At 72.9% G+C, this 16,861-nt stretch carries 14 protein-coding genes; 11 read left to right on the top strand and 3 right to left on the bottom strand.

Features of this window, described 5'->3' with window-relative positions:
- Window positions 1–9 precede the first annotated feature (9 nt).
- The 9 genes from KIK05_RS17185 (at window position 10) to KIK05_RS17145 (ending at window position 10,311) form a co-directional block, all read left to right on the top strand.
- On the top strand, window positions 10–1,308 hold the full coding sequence (locus tag KIK05_RS17185; protein ID WP_214411733.1) for an MFS transporter: 1,299 nt from the start codon (window positions 10–12) through the stop codon (window positions 1,306–1,308).
- The gene (locus KIK05_RS48885) at window positions 1,305–2,372 is read left to right on the top strand and encodes a 2,3-butanediol dehydrogenase (protein WP_214411732.1); all 1,068 of its coding nucleotides are present in this window, start codon (window positions 1,305–1,307) and stop codon (window positions 2,370–2,372) included. Before KIK05_RS17185 ends, KIK05_RS48885 begins: the two co-directional genes overlap by 4 nt.
- Window positions 2,369–3,112, top strand: coding sequence for an SDR family NAD(P)-dependent oxidoreductase (locus tag KIK05_RS17175; protein WP_214411731.1), 744 nt, complete (start codon window positions 2,369–2,371; stop codon window positions 3,110–3,112). The genes KIK05_RS48885 and KIK05_RS17175 overlap by 4 nt, the downstream gene beginning before the upstream one ends.
- Before the next feature lie 48 nt (window positions 3,113–3,160).
- Window positions 3,161–4,135, top strand: coding sequence for a helix-turn-helix domain-containing protein (locus tag KIK05_RS17170; RefSeq protein WP_214411730.1), 975 nt, complete (start codon window positions 3,161–3,163; stop codon window positions 4,133–4,135).
- Between the two features lie 123 nt (window positions 4,136–4,258).
- Complete coding sequence (locus KIK05_RS17165) at window positions 4,259–5,317, top strand: hypothetical protein (protein ID WP_214411729.1); 1,059 nt, start codon at window positions 4,259–4,261, stop codon at window positions 5,315–5,317.
- A gap of 94 nt (window positions 5,318–5,411) precedes the next feature.
- Complete coding sequence (locus tag KIK05_RS17160; protein WP_214411728.1) at window positions 5,412–8,492, top strand: glycosyl hydrolase 2 galactose-binding domain-containing protein; 3,081 nt, start codon at window positions 5,412–5,414, stop codon at window positions 8,490–8,492.
- A 182-nt stretch (window positions 8,493–8,674) separates the two neighbouring features.
- Window positions 8,675–9,388 carry a hypothetical protein gene (locus KIK05_RS17155; RefSeq protein ID WP_214411727.1) on the top strand — a complete coding sequence of 238 codons (714 nt, stop codon included), beginning with the start codon at window positions 8,675–8,677 and terminating at the stop codon, window positions 9,386–9,388.
- A gap of 173 nt (window positions 9,389–9,561) precedes the next feature.
- The gene (locus tag KIK05_RS17150; RefSeq protein ID WP_214411726.1) at window positions 9,562–9,729 is read left to right on the top strand and encodes a hypothetical protein; all 168 of its coding nucleotides are present in this window, start codon (window positions 9,562–9,564) and stop codon (window positions 9,727–9,729) included.
- A gap of 147 nt (window positions 9,730–9,876) precedes the next feature.
- Window positions 9,877–10,311, top strand: a complete 435-nt coding sequence (locus KIK05_RS17145) for a hypothetical protein (RefSeq protein ID WP_214411725.1) — start codon at window positions 9,877–9,879, stop codon at window positions 10,309–10,311.
- Between the two features lie 26 nt (window positions 10,312–10,337).
- Here the strand turns inward: KIK05_RS17145 and KIK05_RS17140 are convergent, their stop codons facing one another.
- Both KIK05_RS17140 and KIK05_RS17135 read right to left on the bottom strand, forming a co-directional pair.
- On the bottom strand, window positions 10,338–11,249 hold the full coding sequence (locus KIK05_RS17140) for a MurR/RpiR family transcriptional regulator (RefSeq protein WP_214411724.1): 912 nt from the start codon (window positions 11,247–11,249) through the stop codon (window positions 10,338–10,340).
- An 88-nt stretch (window positions 11,250–11,337) separates the two neighbouring features.
- On the bottom strand, window positions 11,338–12,831 hold the full coding sequence (locus KIK05_RS17135; protein WP_214411723.1) for a glycoside hydrolase family 3 protein: 1,494 nt from the start codon (window positions 12,829–12,831) through the stop codon (window positions 11,338–11,340).
- A 264-nt stretch (window positions 12,832–13,095) separates the two neighbouring features.
- On the opposite strand from KIK05_RS17135, the gene KIK05_RS17130 reads away from it, so the two are divergent.
- Window positions 13,096–14,793, top strand: a complete 1,698-nt coding sequence (locus KIK05_RS17130) for a glycoside hydrolase family 10-like protein (protein ID WP_214411722.1) — start codon at window positions 13,096–13,098, stop codon at window positions 14,791–14,793.
- Between the two features lie 115 nt (window positions 14,794–14,908).
- Here the strand turns inward: KIK05_RS17130 and KIK05_RS17125 are convergent, their stop codons facing one another.
- Window positions 14,909–16,021 (bottom strand): N-acetylglucosamine kinase, encoded by a 1,113-nt coding sequence (locus KIK05_RS17125; protein ID WP_214411721.1) that lies wholly within the window; start codon window positions 16,019–16,021, stop codon window positions 14,909–14,911.
- Window positions 16,022–16,168: 147 nt separating this feature from the next.
- On the opposite strand from KIK05_RS17125, the gene KIK05_RS17120 reads away from it, so the two are divergent.
- Window positions 16,169–16,804 (top strand): hypothetical protein, encoded by a 636-nt coding sequence (locus tag KIK05_RS17120; RefSeq protein WP_250562938.1) that lies wholly within the window; start codon window positions 16,169–16,171, stop codon window positions 16,802–16,804.
- Window positions 16,805–16,861: the final 57 nt, after the last annotated feature.

Here is a 16,861-nt window from a genome sequence, read left to right as displayed (position 1 = left end):
AAGACCGTGATGACCCGCATCACCTCGTCGGCCCCGGCGGCAGCGGAACGCGCGGCCCGGCGGTACGAGAACCTTCTCCTCCTTCTCCTGTTCCTGGCCTTCGGCTTCGTCTTCTTCGACCGGCAGGCCCTCGCCTTCCTCGCGCCCTACATGGACAAGGACTTCGGCCTGTCCAACGGCGAGCTGGGCACCCTGTCGGGCGTGCTGGCGCTGACGTGGGCGGTGTCCGGGATGATCGCCGGGCGGCTGTCCGACAGGCTCGGCCGCCGCAAGCCGATCCTCATCGGCGCCGTGGTGCTCTTCTCGCTCTTCTCCTCGGTGTCCGGCCTGATGTCGGGGTTCGCCGGCCTGCTCGCCGCGCGGGCCCTGATGGGCACGGCCGAGGGGGCGGTCCTCCCGATGGCCCAGTCGCTGATGGTCGAGGCGTCGCGGGAGAACCGGCGCGGGCTGAACATGGGCCTGCTGCAGGGCTCGTCCGCCGGTCTGCTCGGCGGAATCGTGGCGCCGATCGCCGTGGTCTGGGTCGCGGAGGCCTTCGGCTGGCGCACCGCCTTCTACGTCACCATCGTCCCCGGCCTGGTGGTGGCGGCGCTGATCGCGAAGTTCGTCCGTGAACGGCCCCCGCAGGGCGGGCCGGCGCCGGCCGCGGCGCCGGTGGCCGCCCCGCCCAGGGCCGCCCTGCGGGATGTGATCAAGCAGCGGAACGTCGTGATCTGCATGCTGATCGCCTGCTGCTACCTCACCTGGTTCGTCACTCTCATCACCTTCACCCCCACCTACCTGACACAGGTGAAGGGCTTCACGCCGGGGGCGATGAGCGGCGTCATGACCTGCCTCGGCGTCGCGTGGGTGCTCTGGGGCTTCGCCACGCCGGGCATCTCCGACCGGATCGGCCGCAAGCCCGCGCTCATCGGCTTCACCACGCTCGCGGTGTTCTGCCCGATCGCCATCGTGTACGTGTCCAGCCCGCTGGCGCTCGGCGCGCTGATGCTCCTCACCTACACCGGTCTGGGATGCTTCACGCTGTTCATGGCGACGATCCCGGCCGAGACCGTGCCGCCCGGCGCGCTGGCGACCGCGCTCGGCCTGATCATGGGCGTGGGCGAGCTCGCGGGCGGGTTCCTCGGCCCGATGATCTCCGGCTGGGCCTCGGACCTGTGGGGCCTGCAGACCGCCATGTTCATCGCGACCGGCGGGGCGGTCGCCGTCGTCCTGCTCGCGTTCGGCCTGCGGGAGACCGCTCCGGCCGTACTGCGCCGCCGCGGTACGGCGGGGGAGACCGCCCTGGTGGAAGGAGGGGCGGCGTGAAGGCCGCCGTCTGGTACGGGGCGCGCGACGTCCGCGTCGTCGACGTGGAGGTCGCCGCGCCCGGCCCCGGGGAGGCGACCGTCGCGGTGGCCTACTGCGGGATCTGCGGCAGCGACCTCCACGAGTACGCCGACGGCCCGCACGCCATCCCGGTCACCGAGCCGCACCCCGAGTCCGGGGCGGTCGCGCCGCTGGTGCTCGGCCACGAGTTCTGCGGCACAGTGACCGAGGTCGGCCCCGGGGTGACGGGGCTCGCGCCGGGCGACCGGGTGGCGGTGGAGCCGCACTACCGGTGCGGCACCTGCCCGCGCTGCCGCGACGGCGAGTACAACATCTGCCGCCACTTCGGTTTCGCCGGCCTGATGGGGAACGGCGGGATGGCCGAGCGCGCCACCGTGCCCGCGTACATGCTGCACAGGCTGCCGGACTCGGTGCCGCTGGAGCAGGCGGCGGTGTTCGAGCCCGCGGCCGTCTCGCTGCACGCCCTGCGCCGGGCCGCGATCCGTCCCGGCGAGACGATCGCGGTCCTCGGCCTCGGCCCGATCGGGCTGCTGATCGTGATGCTCGCGGCGCGGCAGGGCGCGGGCCGCGTCATCGCCGCCGACCTCTCGCCCGCCCGGCTCGCCCTGGCGGGCAGGGTCGGCGCCACGGACCTGGTGGACGTCCGCGCGGGCGAGGGCGTCCCGGACCTGATCCGGCGGGCGACCGGCGGCGAGGGCGTGGACGTGGCGTTCGAGGTCGTCGGCGCCGAGGGCACGCTGGGCACCTGCCTCGCGGCGACCAGGAAGGGCGGCAGGGTCGTGCTGGCGGGCCTCGGCGGGACGGTCGGCCTCGACGCGTTCGCCCTGGTCAACAACGAGCAGTCGATCATCGCGACCGTGGGGTACCGGGACGTCTATCCGGAGCTGGTCCGGCTCGTCGAGGAGGGCGTCGACCTGGCCGCGATCGTCACCTCCACCATCGCGCTGGAGGACGTCGTGCGCGACGGGTTCGAGGCCCTGCTGCGCGGCGGCGACCAGATCAAGGTCCTGGTACGGCCGGGCGGAGGGGGCGTACGTCCATGATCGACATGTCGGCGGGCCTGCGGGACGACCTGTTCGCCGGCCGCACCGTGGTCGTCACCGGCGGCACCTCGGGGATCGGCGCGGCGACGGCGACCCTGTTCGCCGAACTCGGCGCGGACGTCGTGGCCCTCGGCCTCGCGCCCCGCGTGGCCGCCGAGCGGCCCGCGCACCCGCGCGTGCGCACGGTCGAGCACGACGTCCTCGACCGGGACGGCCTGGCCCGGCTCATCGCCGGCGAGGGGCCGATCGGCGTCCTCGTCAACTGCGCCGGCGTCAGCCACGACCGCGGCGAGTACGACCTCGACCGGTGGCTTCGCGTCATCGACGTCAACCTGACCGCCACCATGGTCGCCTGCGAGGCCGCCCGGCCCGGTCTGGCGAGCACGGGCGGCAGCGTCGTGAACGTCTCCTCCATGTTCGCCTTCTTCGGCAGCAGGGACCGCCCGGCGTACAGTGCCAGCAAGGGAGGGATCTCACAGCTCACCCGCTCGCTCGCCGCCGAGTACGCGCCCCAGGGCGTGCGGGTCAACGCGGTCGCCCCGGGGTTCGTCGAGACCCCGCTCGCCCGCGGCCTGCTGGACGACCCCAGGGCCGCCGCGGAGGTGCTGGCCCGCATCCCGCTCGGGCGCTACGGCCGGCCCCGGGACGTCGCCTCGGTGATCGCGTTCCTGTGCTCGCCCGCCGCGTCCTACGTCACGGGGGCGGTCCTCCCAGTGGACGGAGGCTATCTTTGCGTATAAAACCGGACATACTTCTGCGTTAGGTGTTGGGCAACCAGGAGGCCGGTAATGCCACCGAACGCCGTCTCCGTGATCTCCCGGGCGACGACGGAACACGTCGCGCCCGCGGAGCGCATCGACTACTGGGAAGAGTACAACCGCAGGGAGCTGGTGGGCCTGTCCTGCAGGTCCTACTCCGACAGCGGCCTGCTGGCCTCGCAGACCAACATCCGGCTCGCCGACGTCCGGCTCGCGCACATCGCCGGCAACGCGCACGTGATCGAGCGGACGCCGCAGATGGCGAGGTCCACCCCCAAGGACTCGGTGTTCGCCAGCCTGCTGCTCAGGGGCGAGGCGGTCTTCCTGCACGAGAACGGTTGCCTGGCCGCCACCGCCGGCGACCTCGTGCTGTACGACACGCGGCGGCCGTACCTGTTCGGCTTCTCCTCCTCCATGGGCCAGATCCTGGTGGACATCCCCCGCGAGGTGTTCACTGAGGTGTGCCTGCCCGGCGGCGTCCCCGTGCCGACGCTGTTCGGCAGGGGGTCCGTCCAGGAGGGCAGGCTCGTGTCGAGCCTGCGCTCGCTGCTCGGCGACCTGGTCGCCATGCGCGGCGGCCACAGCCCGGAGGAGACCCGGCAGGCGGTGCTCGGGCTGATCCGCCTGCTCGCGCTGGAGCGGTCCGGCGGCCCCGCCTCCCCGCCGGCCCAGCTCCTCACGGCCAAGGAGCACATCGAACGGCACCTGCACGATCCCCGGCTCAACGCGGCCGAGGTCGCCCGCACGCTCGGGATCTCCGTCCGGCAGCTTTCCCGCGTCTTCGAGCCGGCCGGGACCACGCCGGCCCGGTACATCCTCGACCGCCGGCTGGAGCGGGCCGCCGCCGAGCTCTCGGCACCGGGCGCGGCGGGGACGAGGATCGCCGACGTCGCCTATCGCTGGGGATTCTCCAGCCAGGCCCACTTCGCCCGCGTCTTCCGGGGCCGGTACGGCCGCACGCCCCGTGAGGCCAGGGCAGGGCTCACCGGTATGCCGAATTCCTGATTGCGTAGACGGATATGTCGCGCCTGGGGGAGACTGTCGGGGTTGATCTTCGGTTGAGCGGGGACGCCGCCGAGTGGGGTGAGGTGGCCTCCCGCTCCTGACCCACGACGGGGGGACATCCGCGTGAGTTCCAGCCTGATGACCGCGACCGACCCGGCGCCGTTCCTGCTCCGGCGGAACACCGGCGACCTTCCACAGGCGGTGGAGACGCTGGCCAAGGCCCTGCCGAGACGTGATCTCGCCACCGTGCTGGCCGACGCCAACCGCGACGCCGCTCACAAGGGCAGGACGACGGCGTTCGGCTCCATGGACCCCCGGCCCGCCGACTGGTACTGCTGGGAGGACGGCGACGACGACACCCCCGACTGGTACCCGCAGGGCGTGACCGCGACTTCCGAGGCCGGGCGTAAGGACGTGCAGGCGCTGGCCGTCAGCTGGTACTGGAAGCCGGACGGGCCGAAGCCCGAGCGCGGCATCCGGCTGTCGTTCCTCAGCCCGGCGACGAAGAAGTACCGGCACGTCCTGCTGGTCCTGCCCAAGGGCTCGTCGTACGGCGCGATCGACATCCACGCGGGCGGCATCGCCTGGTACGGCGACCTGATCTACGTCGCCGACACCTCCCGCGGCCTGCGGGTGTTCGACACCCGGCACATCTACGAGGTGAAGGGCGACGACGACAAGATCGGGCTGCAGGGCGGGCGGTACCACGCCTACGGCTACCGGTACGTGATGCCGCAGGTGGACACCTGGACGGGCACCGGATCGGCGAGGTTCTCCTTCGCGGCCGTCGACCGGAGCACGAGCCCCCACACGCTGGTCTCCGGTGAGTACGTCGACCCGGCCGAGGAGCCGGGCAAGGTGGGACGGGTGGCGCGCTGGCCGATCGCGGCGGACGGCACCCTCGCGGCGGGGGCCGACGGCCGGGTGGCGGCCTCGGACGCCTACGCCCTCCCGGCCGCGAAGATCCAGGGCGCGCTGTCGCGCGGCGGCCGCTGGTACCTCAGCCAGGCCGCCTCCGCCGCGAGCAACGGCTCGCTGCTGGTGGTGGAGGGCGGGAAGACGACCGCGGTGCGCAGGTTCCCGGTCGGCCCCGAAGACCTGACGTGCTGGAGCGAGAAGGGGCAGCTCTGGAGTCTGACCGAGTTCCGGCACCGCCGCGTCGTGTTCGCCGTGCCGCTCTGAGCCGGTGGCCTTGACTGATCCATCGGGTGGGCTCAAAATCCAGGGCAATGGTTAAGGAGGCTCCTTAACTAACCTTGCCCCACCGGAGCTACCGATGGTCACAGTTGGCAGGCGTACCTGGGTGAGAGCGCGGCTGCTGGCCGCGATCGTGTCGGCGCTGGCCGCCGGGGGAGGGGTCCCGGCCCTGGCGGCCACCACGCCGGGAGGCGGCGCGGCGGTCCGGGCCGCCGTCGCCGCCTCGCCCCTCGACGGATACCGGATCCAGTCGTCGTCCGCGGTCGCCGACTCCGGAGCGGCGATCTCCACGCCCGGCTACGCGGCCTCCGGCTGGTATCCCGTGGGCCCGCGCTCCACCGTGCTCGCCGGGCTGCTGAAGAACGGCAAGTACGCCGACCCGTTCTACTCCACGAACATGAAGAACATCCCCGCCGCGGACTTCGCCGTCCCCTGGTGGTACCGGTCGGACTTCACCCTCGGCGGTGAGACCGGCCTGAAGACCTTCCTCGACGTCACCGGCGTGATCTCCAGTGCCGACGTGTGGGTCAACGGAAGCCAGGTGGCGACGGCGGCCGAGGTGACCGGCGCCTACACCCGGCACGAACTGGACGTCACCTCGCTCGTGCACCCCGGCGTCAACTCCGTCGCCTTCAAGGTCAACCCCAACGACCCCAACAAGCACCTCACCATGGGCTGGATCGACTGGGTGCAGACCCCGCCCGACAAGAACATGGGCATCTTCCGCGACGTGGTCGTCCGGCGCGGCGGGCCCGTCGCCCTGCGCGGCGCCCACGTGGTGACCGGCCTCACCTCCGGGCTCGACCGGGCCGACCTCACCGTCAAGGTCGACGCGCGCAACGACTCCGGCGCCCCCGTCCACGCGACCGTGTCCGGCACCCTCGGCTCCTCCCGGCTCAGCCAGGACGTCGACCTCGCGGCCGGGCAGACCAAGACCCTGACCTTCACGCAGTCCATCACCTCGCCGCAGGTCTGGTGGCCGTACGGCATGGGCGGGCAGCCGCTGTACGACCTGGACCTCACCGCCACGGTCGGCGGCGCCGCCAGCGACACCGCGCACACCCGGTTCGGGATCCGCTCGGTGACCTCGTCCCTGGACGGCAGCGGCCACCGCCTCTACAAGATCAACGGCAGGCCGCTGCTCATCCGCGGCGGCGGCTGGTCGCCGGACCTGTTCCTGCGCTGGGACCCGGTGTACGCGCAGGACAAGCTCCGGTACGTCCGCGACCTCGGCCTCAACACCATCCGGCTCGAAGGCCACCTGGAGAACGACGAGCTGTTCGACCTGACCGACCAGATGGGCATCCTCGTCATGGCCGGCTGGGAGTGCTGCGACAAGTGGGAGGGCCAGACCAACGGGAGCGAGCCCGGCGACACCTGGAACCCCACCGACTACACCGTCGCCAAGGACTCCATGACCGCCGAGGCCGTCCGGCTGCGCGACCACCCGAGCGTCTTCACCTTCCTGATCGGCAGCGACTTCGCCCCCAACGCCCAGCAGGAGACGAACTACCTGGCCGCGCTGGACGCCGCCGACTGGAAGACCCCCGTCGTCGCCGCCGCCTCCGACAAGTCCTCACCCACCCTGGGCTCCTCCGGCATGAAGATGACCGGCCCGTACGACTGGGTGCCGCCGAACTACTGGTTCACCAAACGGGAGGGCGGCGCGTTCGGCTTCAACTCCGAGACCGGCGCCGGGCCCGACGTCCCCACCCTCGACTCACTGAAGCGGATGATGTCCGCCGGCGAGCTCGACACGCTGTGGAAGAGCCCGAACGCGGCCCAGTACCACCGCTCGCCGTCCGGCACCTTCAACACCCTCAAGATCTTCGACAACGCGATCAACGGCAGGTACGGCACCGCCACCAGCCTGGACGACTACGTCCGCAAGGCCCAGCTGCAGCAGTACGAGAACATCAGGGCGCAGTACGAGGCCTACCGGCGCAACTTCACCGACTCCGGCGACCCCTCCACCGGGGTGATCTACTGGATGCTCAACAGCGGCTGGAGCTCCCTGCACTGGCAACTGTTCGACACCTACCTCGACCAGGGCGGGTCGTACCACGGCGCCCGCGAGGCCAACAAACCGCTCCACGTGCTGTACTCCTACGACAACAAGAAGGTCGTCGTGGTGAACCAGAACCACGCGGCGGCCCCGGGCCTGACGGTGCGCACCGACGTCTGCAACCTCGACGGCACGAACAAGTACACCAACACCGCCACGGTCACCGTGCCGGGCGACGGCGGCAACGCCACGGCCGTCACCATCCCGTCGATCAGCGGCCTGTCCACGACCTACCTCGTGCGCCTCACCCTGAGCGACGGCGGCCGCGAGATCGACAGGAACGTGTACTGGCTGTCCACCAAGGCCGACGTGATCGACTGGGCCAAGAACGACTGGTACTACGTGCCGACCAGCAGCTACGCCGACCTGACCGGCCTGGCCGGGATGGCGCGGTCGCCGCTGTCGGCGTCCGCCTCGTCCTCGTCCTCCGGTCCCACCACCACGACCACGGTGACGCTGACGAACACCGGCACGGGCAAGGTCCCCGCGTTCTACCTCGACGCCCATGTGGTCGACTCGGCGGGCAGGCCGGTGCTGCCGGTGCAGTGGTCGGACAACGCGGTCAGCCTCTGGCCGGGCGAGTCCACGACCCTCACCGCCACCTACCGGACCTCCGACCTGAAGGGGTCCGCGCCGAGCGTGCGGGTGTCGGGGTGGAACGTCACCACCCGGACCGTCCCGGCCGACGGGTCCGGAGGACCGGGCCCGAGCACCGACTACCAGGCCGAGGAAGCCACCCTCTCCCAGGCCACCGTGGCCACCGACCACACCGGCTACACCGGCAGCGGCTTCGTCGACTACGTCAACGTCACCGGCGGCTCCATCGAGTGGACCGTCGAGGCCGCCTCGGCCGGCCCCGCCACCGTCACCTTCCGGTACGCCAACGGCACCACCGTCAACCGCCCGCTGGACGTCTCGGTGAACGGCGCCACGGCGGTCCCAGGCGTCGCCTTCAACGGCACCGCCGACTGGGACACCTGGGCGGACAGGACCGTCACCGTCACCCTGACGGCGGGCACGAACAGGATCCGCGCGACCGCCACCACCGCCAACGGCGGCCCCAACATCGACGAACTCACCCTCACCCCCTCCTGACCCCACTCGCGCCGTCGTACGGCGGGGAACCCTCGATGTGGCGCTTGCGTTCCTTGCAGACGGCTTGCACGGTGTGACGTCAAGTGACCGTCAATGAGTGTGCAGGCGGTCGCGTCTCTACTGGATGTGCGCCACCCGGAACCGACCGGACCCGGGACCCACTCGCACCCAGGAGCAGAACGATGAAGCGCACCCTTCTCGGCCTCGCCGTCGCCGCGGTGGCCGGCCTGTCGATCACCGTCCCGGCCACCTCCGCCTCCGCCGCGTCCGGTGACTTCGGCGCCGACACCTGCCTGGAGGGCTACGTCTGGCGCGAGGCCCGTCCGTCCGACCACGTGTGCGTCACCTCGGCGACCCGCAACCAGACCCGCGCCGACAACGCCGCCGCGGCGAGCCGCTGGACCTCCGGCGCCTTCGGCCCGCACACCTGCGTCAACGGCTACGTCTGGCGCGAGGCCTTCACCGGCGACGACGTCTGCGTCACCTCGGCCGTCCGCTCCCAGGCCGCCGCCGACAACCGCCAGGCGGCCGACCGGAAGGTGTCGGTGCGGCTGTGGATCAACCGCTACACCGTTCCGCCGCGCGACAACGGGGACGGCACCTCCACCACGACCTCCGTCGACGACATCCCCCGCATCAAGCTCAGCGGCGACCACTACAACTTCGGCCAGGTCAGGCTCTACATCCGCTACAACACCGGCCGCCTGCTGTGGAGCGGCACCGTGAACGCCAGCGCGCACGGCGGCTTCGTCGCGGGCAGCTTCGGCAAGAAGACCGGGATCTTCGACTGCTCGGCGACGGGGCGGCCCGCCAACGGCTACGCGCAGGCGCAGGACGTCCTCTCCGGCCGCTGGTCGGCCAGGGTCCCCGTCCGCGTCGGCTGCGCCGTCCTCTGACCGGGAAATGCGGATCACCGCCGCCGCGGGCGGTGATCCGCATACGCGTGCCCGCGGCCCCGCCGGGCCCCCGGTGTGGACCCTCATCCTGCTCTCAGGGCCGACCCTGACTCGCCCCTGAAGTCCGCTTCCTCCCATATCGCGGCGCCTGACAACGCCCTAGCGTGTACGCCATGGGACGCATTCTTCTTCTCGTCGTAGCAGCCATCGCCGTCTTCTTCCTCCTCGGCACCGTGCTCAGCCTGATCGGCGGCCTCCTCAAGTGGGCGCTGGTCATCGGCCTGATCGTGCTCGCCGTCACCGCCCTGACCCGGATCTTCCGCTCCTCCGACGTCAGGTGACCCGCCACGGGAGCGCGGGCGGCGCGGAACCGTCCGCGCCGCCGCCGGGGGCCGGCGCGGACGTGAAGGCGCAGGTCAGCCGGTAGGCCCGGTGGCGGACGGGGTATGGGGTTGGTGCACACGCTCCCGAGAGCACCGGGAGGAGCCATGCGGTTTCTCGCACGTCCCCATCAGATTCCCCCGCGGATCGCCGCGGGCGCCGTCATCCTCAACTCCGGCATCTCCAAGATCGGAGCGGACGAGCGGACGGCGGCGGGGCTGCACCAGATGGCCGCCGGCACCTACCCGTTCCTCAAGCGCCTGGACCCCGTGCTGTTCGTCCGGACGCTGTCCACGACCGAGATCGCCCTCGGTGCGGCGCTGATCCTGCCGGTCGTGCCCTCGCTGGTCGCGGGCGCGGCGCTCACGGGTTTCGCCGCGGGGCTGCTGGGCCTGTACCTCCGGACGCCCGGCATGCGCCAGACGGGCGGCCTGAGAGGCCTGCGCCCGACCCCGGAGGGCACCGCCCTCGTCAAGGACGTCTGGCTGCTCGGCATCGGCGCCGGCCTGGTGGTCGATGAACTCACCGAGATCCCCTGCTGAGACGCCACGGGTGTCGGGTGGGAGGGCTACGAGGGGCGGCGGCTCTTGGGGCGGGATTCCGAGACGAACTGTTCCAGGGCGGCGCGGGTGGCGCGCAGGGCCTCGTTGGAGAGTTCGGAGGTGCGCTGGGCGACGCCGACGAAGACGTAGTCGACGAGGAGGAGCTGGCTGATCCTGCTGGCCAGCGCCCCGGGACGGAAGGCGGTCTCCCGGCCGGCGGAGATCAGCACGTGGGTCGAGGTCTCGGCCAGCGCCGACCGGGGGTTGTTGGTGATCGCCACCGTGGTGACGCCCGCCTTTCGCGCCCGGCGCATCGGTTCCAGCACGTCCGGCGTCTCGCCCGTGCAGCTCACGCCGACGGCGACGTCACCCGGCTTCAGCAGGACGGCGCTGGTCATGGCCAGGTGCGCGTCGGTGAAGGCGTGGGCCGACAGGCCGATGCGCAGGAGCTTCTGCGCCATGTCCATCGCCACCAGCCCGGAGGCGGCGACGCCGTACACGTCGATGCGGCGGGCCGCGGTGATGGCGTCGACCACCTCGCCGAGCCGCTCGGGGGACAGCTGCGCCGCGGTGTCCTCCAGCGCCTCCGTCTCGGCCCTGGTGACCTTGGCGATCACGTCGGACAGCGGGTCGTCGGGGGCGAGGTCGCCGGGTACGAGCCGGTCGGGCCCCGTCTGCCGGGTGGTGGCGGCCGCGGCGGCGAGCGCCAGCCTGAGCTGGGAGTAGCCGGAGAAGCCGAGCACACGGGCGGTGCGCACGATGGTCGCCTCGCTGGTGCCGGAGGCGGCGCTCAGCTCGGTGATGGTGTTCCGGGCGACCGTCGCCGGGTCGTCGAGGATCAGACTGGCGATGATCTGTGCGGACGGCGTGAGCGAGGGGAACACGGCCCGCACCCGGGCGACCAGGTTCTCGGGGGTCGGTAGCTGCGGGTCGATCATGGGGTTCCTTTGCTGTTGCCGACAGATTACTCAATCCTGGCGGTTTCGAACCCCTCGTCGCCCCTCAAGTGTGGCTTCACGTTCCGGTTCACTCGCCTGTCAGCCACTCGGCGGCGGCGATCGCCGAGACCCTCGAGTTGCCGTTGGTGGCGAGGTGGACGGCCCCGGTAGCCGGGCCGGGCAGGCCGGTCTCGACGACGAGGGCGTCCGGGCGGGCCCGCAGCACCTGCTCCACGCCGTCCCGCATCCATCCGTGCCGGTGGGCGTCGTGGGTGACCAAAACCACAGGCCGGCCGGCCAGCTCATCGGGGCCGGGCGGCTCGTGCCCGTCCGGGGTGAGGACCGCGCGCCGGGTGCCGGGCAGCCGCGCCGCAAGGGCCGCGCCCACCCCGTACGGCGCGGCCTGGCCGATCGCCTGGTGGGGCCGGGCGGTCATCTCGACGACGAACGGGGCCCGGGTGAGGACGGGACGTCCCTCCGGAGGCTCGCCGAGGGTGACGCGCAGCGCCCGCCGCGCGGTGTCCAGCCCGAGCGCCGAGACGCCGTGCTCCGGGTCGAGCGGCCCCGCGGGCGCGTGTTCCGCCGAGCGGGCGTCGTACCAGGCCGACAGGGCGAGCACCCGGTCCGCCGCCTCGGCGAGGCGCGACTCCGCGAGGACGCCTTCGTGCACGGCCCGGACTATCGCCCGCCGCAGCTCGGTGACGCTCTCACCTCCGGGGGAGGACGCGCCGACGCAGATCGCGTCCGCGCCCGCCGCGAGCGCCCGCACGGCGATCTCGGTCTGGGGGAGGAGCGCCGCGACCGCCTTCATCTCGATCGCGTCGGTCACCACCACGCCGCCGAACCCCAGCTCCTCGCGCAGCAACCCCGTCAGGATCCGCCGGCTGAGGGTGGCGGGCAGCTCCGGATCCAGGGACGGCACCATGAGGTGGCCGCACATGATCGACTGAACGCCGGCGGCCACGGCGGCGCGGAACGGGGGCAGGTCGCGGCGCTCCAGCACCTCCCGCGAGGCGTGGACGGTGGGCAGCGCGAGGTGGGAGTCGGTCACGGTGTCGCCGTGCCCGGGGAAGTGCTTGGCGCAGGCGGCGACGCCGGCGGCCTGCAAGCCGGTGATCCAGGCGGCGGTGTGCCGGGCGACGAGGTCCGCCTCGGCGCCGAACGACCGGATGCCGATCACCGGGTTGGCGGGATCGGCGTTGACGTCGGCGTCCGGCGCGTAGTCGAGGCTGACGCCGACCGCGCGCAGCACCGCGCCGATCTCCCGGCCGGTGCGCTCGGTGCGCCCGGTGTCGTCGACCACGCCGAGTGCCGCGTTGCCCGGCCAGGAGCTGCCGGTGACCGCCTCCAGGCGGGTGACGGTGCCGCCCTCCTCGTCGATCGCGACCACGACCCGGGGGTTCTCCTCGCGCAGGCGTCGTACGAGGCCCGCGGTGTCGGCGGAGATGTTGCGGGCGAAGAGCACCACCCCGCCGAGCCCCTCGGCGAGCTGCCCGAGCAGCCAGCCGGGCGGAGTGGTGCCGTCGAACCCCGGCTGGAGCACGGTGGCGGCGAGGAGGTCGAGTTCGGGGCTGTGCGGCATGCGCGACACGGTTTCCTTTCCGGCCGGAGCGCGGTTCTCCCGGCGAGAGTGCGGCTCGGTCGTATCTTCTATGAAGCTTTCCTTCACAAGCTCCCGGTTAGGTCACGGCCTGATGACGAGTTTCTTCAGGGCCATTGATCGCGTAGAAGTTTTCTGTCATCTTCACGCCGAGGGCCGCGGTCGAGGCGCCCGCCGCGGTCGTCCGGGCGGCCCGAACGCCGGTGCCCTGCGGGCACCAACGTGCCGACGCCGACTGGAGGCCGTATGAACCGCCGTCCGCTGACCCGCCGGTCCGTCCTCGGCGGGCTCGCCGCGGCCACGCTCGCCCCGCTCGCGCTCACGCAGGCCGCCGCGTACGCCGTCGGCGTGCCGCCCGCGGGGACCGCCGACGCCCTCGACGGCGAGGGCGCGGCCACGGCGGCCGGCGCCGGGCTGCGGCAGATGCGCGGCATGTGGATCGCCTCCGTGGCCAACATCAACTGGCCCTCGCGCACCGGCCTGACCCCCGAGGAGCAGAGGAAGGAGTTCGTCTCCTGGCTCGACTACGCGGCCTCCCACCGGCTGAACGCGGTGTTCGTGCAGATCAGGCCGACCGCCGACGCCTTCTGGCCCTCCCGCTTCGAGCCCTGGTCGCAGTACCTCACCGGCGTGCAGGGCCGCGACCCCGGGTACGACCCGCTCGCCTTCATGGTCGAGGCCGCCCACGCCCGCGGCCTGGCCTTCCACGCGTGGTTCAACCCGTACCGCGTCTCCATGCAGCCCGACCCCGCCAAGCTCGTACCCGAGCACCCCGTGCGCCGCCACCCCGAGTGGGGCGTGGCCTACGGCGGCAAGCTGTACTACAACCCCGGCCTGCCGGAGGTGCGCGCGTTCGTCGAGGACGCGATCATGGACGCCGTCACCCGGTACGACATCGACGGCGTGCACTTCGACGACTACTTCTACCCCTACCCGGTCGCGGGCCAGGAGTTCGACGACGCCGCCGCCTACGCCCGCTACGGGTCCGGCTTCCCCGACCGCGCGGCGTGGCGCCGGAACAACGTGGACCTGCTGATCAAGGAGATGGGGGAGCGGATCCGGGCGGCCAGGCCCGAGGTCCAGTGGGGGGTGAGCCCCTTCGGCATCTGGCGCAACGCCTCCACCGACCCGCTCGGCTCCGCCACCTCCGGCTCGCAGTCGTACGACAACCAGCACGCCGACACCCGCGGCTGGGTGAAGAAGGGCTGGCTGGACTACATCGCGCCGCAGGTCTACTGGAACATCGGGCTCCCGGTGGCCGACTACGCCGTGCTGGCCCCCTGGTGGGCGCAGGTCGTCGCCGGCACCGGCACCCAGCTGTGGATCGGGCAGGCGGCCTACAAGGTCGGCGTCGCCGGGCAGCCGGCGGCCTGGCAGGACCCGGCCGAGCTCTCGCGTCACCTCACGCTGAACCGCGACCATCCGCAGATCGGCGGCGACATCTACTACAGCGCCGGAGACCTTCGGGCCGACCGGCTCGGGTCCACCACCCGGCTGCTGGCCGACCACTACACCTCACCCGCCCTTCCTCCGCTCCTGCCGCGCCTGGCCGCCGGTGCCGCGCCCCGCCGTCCCGTCCTGACCCGCGTGCGCCGCACTGCGGACGGCGTCGAGCTCGACTTCCACGCCACCGGACACGCCGAGCCGCGGCTGTACGCGATCTACCGTCTCGAGCCGGGGGCGGACACCAGGCGCGAGATGGCCGCCGACCAGGCCGGCGAGGCGCCGGAGGGCGGCGACGATCTCGCGCTCACGGCGGACGCCGGCGGCGAGGAGGCACTCGAGAAGGACGGCCGCGCGTGGCGGCTGGTCGCGGTGGTCCCCGGCGGGCACCGCGCCGCGTACACCGACCCGGAGGGACGGCGCGGCAGCCGCTACCGCGTGACGGCCCTCGACAAGGCCGCCCGCCAGAGCGCCCCGAGCAGGTCGCACAGATCCCACTGACCCGCCGGCCGGGCCTGGCCGCCCCTGGGCGGCCGGCGGCACGTGTGCGCACTCCGAGCCGGCGACCCCGGCGACAGCCCGGCCGTACGCGGCCCTCTCGAGGAGCCGTAGCGGGTCAGCTCGCGAGGAGGCGGCGGTGGGCCGCCTCCGCCGCGCCGGGAACCCCACCGGCGGGGACGGCGGCGCGGAGCGCCAGGGCGGCGGCCCCGGCCGCGCCGTCCCTGGCCGGTACGACCGTGCGGCCGGCCAGCGACTCCCTGACCCGCCCGGCGACCAGCGTCGGGTGGGTCAGCAGCGACCCGGCGAGCACGACGGGCAGCTCGCGGGCGCCCTCGCCCACGGCCTCCAGGGTCGTGACGAGGTGGCGGGCGGCGTCCTCGACGATGGCCAGGGCCACCGGGTCGCCCTCGCGCGCGGTCGACTCGACGACGGGGCTCAGGATCCCGAGGCGCGCGGGTTCGCCCTCGTACACCGCGGAGATGATCGCCTGGGACAGCGCGTCACCGGCGAGCGGAGCCGTCGTCCCCGCCGGCGGCCCCGTCTCGCCCCCCGAAGAGCTCACCGCGCCCGCCGAGAGGGCGGTGTCGCCTTCCGGAGACTCGGCCTCGCCGTCGCCTGAGGCCGCCGCGGGGGAAGAGGGTGGCGCCGCCCGCAGGGCCGGGAGGACGCGGCCGGTGAGCGCCGTCGCCGGGCCCGTTCCGTCGATGGCCGCCAGCGCGGCCTGGACGGCGCGGCGCCCGATCCACACCCCGGAGCCGCGGTCGCCCAGGAGCCACCCGTGACCGTCGCACCGCCGCAGGATGCGGCGGTCCTCGATCCGGGCGGCGACCGCGCCGGTTCCGGCGATGACGACGGTGCCCGAGGCGGCGGGGGTGGCGCCCGCGAAGGCCACCACGATGTCGGGGACCACGGCGGGCTCCCCGTTCAGCCCGGCGGCGTGCCAGGCCTCGCCGGTCATCCGGTGGGACTGCCTGCGGCCGGCCTCGCCCGCCCCGGCCAGCCCGAACACGCCGCCCACCACGTCGCCGGGAGTGAAGCGCGGGCCGATCAGGGAGAGCGCCTCGGTGAGCGCGCGCGCCAGGTTGGCGGCCGGGTCGCGGACGGAGCGCGGGTTGGCCCCTCCCGCGTGGCCCCGTGCGACGATCTCGCCGTCGAGTGTGGCGATCACGCAGCGCGTGCTCGTACCACCACCGTCCACGCCGACGACCAGGGACTCCATCGCGCGCATACGCCTCCTATGACGCTTATTTCCCTGAACCTATCGGCAGGCGGAGGATTTCGCCATCGTCCCGGCCCGTCGCTCGCGTCGCGGGGCGCGGGCGTGCTCCCGGATGTGGGAGTCTGCGATCTCCAGGATCGTGCGCGGGAGGGTTTCATGGACGACCAGCGGGTGGCGAGTGCCGGGGAAGGGGCCGTCGGGGCCACCGGCGTGCCCGATCGGGCCGCCCGCTGGCTCACCGAGATCTTCGCGCCGCAGGTGCTGGTCATCGGGCTGCCGCCGGTGGTGGGCCTGGTCTCCGACGGATGGCCGGGTTTCTGGTGGGGGCTCGTGGCCTCGGCCCTGTGCGGGGGGATCCCGGCGGGGGTCATCGCCCTCGGCGTCCGCTCCGGGCGCCTCGACTCCCGGCACATCGTGGACCGATCGCGAAGGACGGTGCCGCTGCTGGTGGCCGTCGTGGCGGTGTTCGCGGCGCTCCTGCTGCTGGCGGGGCTCGGGGCCCCGCGGTTCCTGGTGGCCACGGTCGCCGCGATGCTCGCCGGGCTGACGGTCACCGTGCCGGTGACCCTGAAGTGGAAGATCTCCTTCCATGCCGCCGTGTCCGCGGGCACGGTGCTCGTGCTGGCCCGCGTGCTCCCGGCGGCGCCGACGCTCGCCTGCGGGGCGGTCGTGGTGGTCCTGGTGTGCTGGGCGCGGGTACGGCTGGCCCACCACACCGCGGCCCAGGTCGCGGCCGGAGCGGTGGCCGGGGCCTGCTCGGCCTGGGTGATCCTGACGCTTTTCGGCGTCTGACCTCCCGCCCCCTGGGCCCTCGCCGGAGCGTGGCGGGGGCCTCTTCGGCATGCCCGT

This window comes from Sphaerisporangium fuscum (assembly GCF_018531465.1).
In the GTDB taxonomy this organism is placed as follows: domain Bacteria; phylum Actinomycetota; class Actinomycetes; order Streptosporangiales; family Streptosporangiaceae; genus Sphaerisporangium; species Sphaerisporangium fuscum.
Note: the sequence above shows the minus strand (reverse complement) of the source record. Positions and strands in the feature narration are given on the sequence as shown.

What these genes read in the sequence shown, in the direction of transcription:
- KIK05_RS17120 (WP_250562938.1), top strand. Translation starts at nt 16,169, where the DNA reads ATGGACGACCAGCGGGTGGCGAGTGCCGGGGAAGGGGCCGTCGGGGCC.
- KIK05_RS17135 (WP_214411723.1), bottom strand. Translation starts at nt 12,831, where the DNA reads ATGCCGCACAGCCCCGAACTCGACCTCCTCGCCGCCACCGTGCTCCAG.
- KIK05_RS17145 (WP_214411725.1), top strand. Translation starts at nt 9,877, where the DNA reads ATGCGGTTTCTCGCACGTCCCCATCAGATTCCCCCGCGGATCGCCGCG.
- KIK05_RS17125 (WP_214411721.1), bottom strand. Translation starts at nt 16,021, where the DNA reads ATGCGCGCGATGGAGTCCCTGGTCGTCGGCGTGGACGGTGGTGGTACG.
- KIK05_RS17155 (WP_214411727.1), top strand. Translation starts at nt 8,675, where the DNA reads ATGAAGCGCACCCTTCTCGGCCTCGCCGTCGCCGCGGTGGCCGGCCTG.
- KIK05_RS17170 (WP_214411730.1), top strand. Translation starts at nt 3,161, where the DNA reads ATGCCACCGAACGCCGTCTCCGTGATCTCCCGGGCGACGACGGAACAC.
- KIK05_RS17185 (WP_214411733.1), top strand. Translation starts at nt 10, where the DNA reads ATGACCCGCATCACCTCGTCGGCCCCGGCGGCAGCGGAACGCGCGGCC.
- KIK05_RS17160 (WP_214411728.1), top strand. Translation starts at nt 5,412, where the DNA reads ATGGTCACAGTTGGCAGGCGTACCTGGGTGAGAGCGCGGCTGCTGGCC.
- KIK05_RS17150 (WP_214411726.1), top strand. Translation starts at nt 9,562, where the DNA reads ATGGGACGCATTCTTCTTCTCGTCGTAGCAGCCATCGCCGTCTTCTTC.
- KIK05_RS17140 (WP_214411724.1), bottom strand. Translation starts at nt 11,249, where the DNA reads ATGATCGACCCGCAGCTACCGACCCCCGAGAACCTGGTCGCCCGGGTG.
- KIK05_RS17175 (WP_214411731.1), top strand. Translation starts at nt 2,369, where the DNA reads ATGATCGACATGTCGGCGGGCCTGCGGGACGACCTGTTCGCCGGCCGC.
- KIK05_RS17130 (WP_214411722.1), top strand. Translation starts at nt 13,096, where the DNA reads ATGAACCGCCGTCCGCTGACCCGCCGGTCCGTCCTCGGCGGGCTCGCC.